This window comes from Cytophagia bacterium CHB2, assembly GCA_030263535.1.
GTDB lineage: Bacteria > Zhuqueibacterota > Zhuqueibacteria > Zhuqueibacterales > Zhuqueibacteraceae > Coneutiohabitans.
The window spans coordinates 1-3,898 of sequence record SZPB01000482.1 but is presented as its reverse complement, the minus strand read 5'-3'; the positions used below and the strand labels follow the sequence as shown (position 1 = coordinate 3,898).

At 51.5% G+C, this 3,898-nt stretch carries 4 protein-coding genes; 1 reads left to right on the top strand and 3 read right to left on the bottom strand.

Features of this window, described 5'->3' with window-relative positions:
- The 3 genes from FBQ85_27625 to FBQ85_27615 all read right to left on the bottom strand — a co-directional run.
- Positions 1-1,929, bottom strand: a 1,929-nt coding sequence (locus FBQ85_27625) for a hypothetical protein (protein ID MDL1878903.1), incomplete at its 3' end; no start/stop codon positions are given.
- Positions 1,930-2,043: 114 nt separating this feature from the next.
- Positions 2,044-2,484 carry a response regulator gene (locus FBQ85_27620; GenBank protein ID MDL1878902.1) on the bottom strand — a complete coding sequence of 147 codons (441 nt, stop codon included), beginning with the start codon at positions 2,482-2,484 and terminating at the stop codon, positions 2,044-2,046.
- A gap of 28 nt (positions 2,485-2,512) precedes the next feature.
- A complete protein-coding gene (locus tag FBQ85_27615) occupies positions 2,513-2,905 on the bottom strand; it encodes an STAS domain-containing protein (GenBank protein ID MDL1878901.1) in 393 nt (130 codons plus the stop codon).
- A gap of 508 nt (positions 2,906-3,413) precedes the next feature.
- On the opposite strand from FBQ85_27615, the gene FBQ85_27610 reads away from it, so the two are divergent.
- Positions 3,414-3,898: exopolyphosphatase (locus FBQ85_27610; protein MDL1878900.1), on the top strand; the 485-nt coding region annotated here is incomplete at its 3' end.

Sequence of the window (3,898 nt, the reverse complement as noted above, 5' to 3'; positions counted from 1 at the left end):
AATGCCGACCATCGAAGTTGAAAAAAAGCCGAACGGATCGCCATTGTAGCGCGCCGAGGAAGATTGATGAAATTCGAAGCGACGCTCGCGGAAAAGGCGATCCTTCGTGCTATGCAAGCCGCCAAATTTAAAATTGCCTTGCAGCCCGCGCCATTGCTTGAATGGAAGCGTCGCGGTGAGCTTCGATTCCCACTGTTCCTCATCCAGATTGCGGTAGTAATGCACCGGGCGGGAATAGTTGGAAGGCGAGATCGAATAGAACGTTTGCGCCGCGCCGTTGCGCTCGATCGGCGTGAAATCATTGCTGAAGAAACGCAAGTCCGGCTCGTCCTGCGCGGTGTTAGTTAACGAGCTGGTCCACTCGACGCGCATGCCGGCCAGGTTTGGCAGAAAATGCGAGCCGCTCAATTGCGCCGATCCTAATTTGCGCTCGGTGTATTGCAACACGCGCGTTTCATAAAACGTTCCAGCTGCAAGATCGCGCGGCATCGGCCCCATTTGATAGCGCGCCACCGACTCGCCGCTGCGGTTGTACATGAAATTGCTCGAGAGCTCATGATGCGTCGATAACTTGTAGGAAAGCGACAACAAGCCGCCCCACAACACTTCATCGGCGCTGCGATCGTCCGAAAGCAGATAGAGATTGTTCAGCTCGTTGATTTCGGCAACTTTGCCGGAGAGTTGATATTGTGCGGTGGTGCCGTCGCGATAAGAAGAAAGCGCGCGGCTGTAACTCAAACTGCCCAAAAAACCGAGCGGGCGATTGAACAGCGTTACTTGATCGCCGACCGAAAACGAATAGCTTTGATCGATGGGCGCGGATTTTATCGTCGGCGCAAGCTGAGAAGAAAAGGCTCTCGAAGCGCGATCGAGTGCATACGCTTGCTGCGCATTGTTGAAGGCCGTACCGACACTCGGAATCACAGCATTCGGATCGGCAAGCAATGCCGGCAGGTCGCGGGCGCCGTCATCATAGCCGAGCCAGTCTTTGTTGCCGCCGGCATAGGTGAGGAAGTTATCTTTTAAGCTGGTTTGTGTGTTGAACGAAGTCGAGGTTGATACCGTCAACGAAAACGATTCGGGGTAAGAACGCGTGGCAATATCAACCGTGCCGCCCGTGAAACTGCCGGGCTTGTCGGGCGTGAAGGTTTTGACGGTGACGATGTTGTCGAGCAATTTGCTGGGAAACAAATCGAGTGAAACCGTGTTGCGGTCCGGATTGGCGCTGGGCAGCGTCACGCCGTTGAGTTGCGTGTTCATGTAACGATCGCCCAGGCCGCGCACGTAGACGTATTTTCCATCCACGATCGAAGCGCCGGTCACCTGCTCCATCGCGTCTGCGGCGCTGCCGCTGCCGGAGCGTGAAATCGCCTCCGCGCTGATGGCGTCGCTCACTGCTGCAGATTTTTGCCGATTCTTGAGCAACGAGGCTTCGGTATTCTTCAAAGCCTGCGCCTCCACCACCACTTCATCTTGCTGCAGCACTTCTGATTTCAATGAGAAATCAAGTGCGGCAACCCCGTTGTCAGATACCGTAACGTTGGTCACGCGCAGCCGCGCATACCCAATCATCGAGGCGACAACAGTGTGCGTGCCCGGCGGCACGGCATTGATCGTGTAAAGTCCATCAATGTCAGTCGCCGCTCCCAGCGTCGTGCCTTCGATCAAAACATTTACTCCCGGCAGAGCTTCACCGGTTTGGGCGTCGACCGCTTTGCCCTTGATTTTGCCGTCTGCCGGAACGCCTGCCGTCACGGCTGCGGCCATGCTCATGAAAACGGCAAGAATTGCCGCTTTGAGCATGTTTAACATCTTCGTACTTGTGGTCATAGTGCTTCTCCTTTCGATATTAGAGGCGTGTGGGTAGCGCCGTCGCTTTACCCGGGAGAAGTATAACGTGTAAAGATTAATTCGGAATGAATGACACATTAAAAGATTGTTAACGTGTCAACCGAGAGAAGGGAATTGGGGGAAGGAGGAGAACAAATAGGGAATGGAATATCAAGAGATTGAGAGCTTCATATTAACTTAACATGAAGCTCATCAGTTGAGGCTTTTGCCATTCTGCAAGAGCAGCGCAATTTCTTCTGTCTGAAAATAGCCCTCGCCAGGCGCATCTGCGACGACGGCATCCGCCGCCCAGTATCGAAAATTGCTGGCAAGATCCTGAGCCGGAGCGCGAAGAATGATGGGCAAACGGGAATCGTGAGCGGCGATTTTACCGATGAGATCAAGGCCGTGCATGTCAGGCAAGACGGCATCGACAATCACGAGGTCAACCGGGGTATGGCGCAATGCTTTCAGCGCCTCATGCCCCAAAGACGTGCTCAGAACATGATAACCTTGCGACTCCATGTCCAATTTGCACATCTGGCGTTGCTGTGGGTCGCACATCACCAGCAATAAAGTCGCCAGGGGAAATTCGTCTGAAATCGCGATGGCGATTTCGTCACTGTGAAAGCTCTCTGCTTCGATAATAGACAAGATTAGGCTCCTTGACTTGTTGAATTTCTCAATCGGCCCAGGCAAAGAGGTACACAAGGTTGAGATTTTTCATCGTCATATAAACGTGACGGTGAATGCCGCATACTTCCAACACCATGCCGCGGCTGTGCAATTTCTTAACGAATCTTGCCAAATGGTACAAACCGCCCAAGCTCAGCACTGGCAAGTTTTTCATGTCAATTGTCCAGTGCGTCGCAGGATAATGCAAAACCGTTTCCAAAAAGCGAGATAAGGCTGCCGCGCTTGGTCCGGCGATCACGCCTTGCAACACAATTTCCCCGCGCTGTTGCCCTTGGACAGCGGCATCTGCAAGTTCGAAACTGGCGAGAGGGGCTAGTTCGTTCCCGGCAAGCTCCTCATTCAAAACGGTTTGCACTCGCAGAGTTTTGTCTTGCGTCATGATGATCTCCTTTAAGCCGTTGATTATATATTGCATTGACCGATGTTGAGAAACAGGAGGTAATCAACTGCAACGCGTACAATTTTACTAAAATTCGAGGAGTGTGTTGTCATGAGCAGGTAGCCATTTTGTAAAATCGCCGTTACAAAAAACAGTTTTTTTGTACGAATTGACGGCCCCAATCTAAACCAAAGACATCATGTAAAAATAAAAAACTGATGAAGAAAACGTTAAGAGCTATTTCGTGATATTTTACAGAATCTTTACAGATTATTAATCGTGAATTAATCCACGAGTCATAAATCGCTGTCGAAATCTCGTTTTATGCGCAAACCGGCGCGGACGAAAACTCCGTGTGACAGGGTTCCGAGGGAAGTCATCCCGGACTTTTAGGCAGTCGCTTACTTCGGGGCTTCCATATGAAAAAAAAATTCACTAAACTTACGGCAAAGTACGCGCCAGCTAAACCGGTTACGCATTCTTAAATTTTCAAAACCCAAGTCGTCTCTTGAAATTCGCAGCCATCGATATCGGTTCCAACGCGGTTCGCCTGCTCTTCGCAAATGTTTTCGAGGAGAAACAGAAAACCAGTTTTCGCAAGGAATCGCTCATTCGCATGCCATTGCGCCTCGGCACGGATGTTTTCACGCATGGCCGGCTTTCGCAAGAAAAGGCTGATGATCTCTTGAAAATGATGACGGCGTTCAAATATCTCATTGAAACACAGCGGCCCTTGGCGTTTCGGGCGTGCGCCACTTCGGCGATGCGCGAGGCGGCCAACGGCGCAGAGGTGACGGCGCGAATTCTCGCGCAAACCGGTATTGCCATTGAAATCATCGACGGCAAAAAGGAAGCGGAGTTGATTTATTCGAATCACATCGCCGATAATCTTGCGCCGGGAATGTCGTATCTGTACATCGATGTGGGCGGCGGCAGCACCGAGTTGACGTTGATTTCAAACAATCAGACGGTGGCTTCCGCGTCATTCGATAT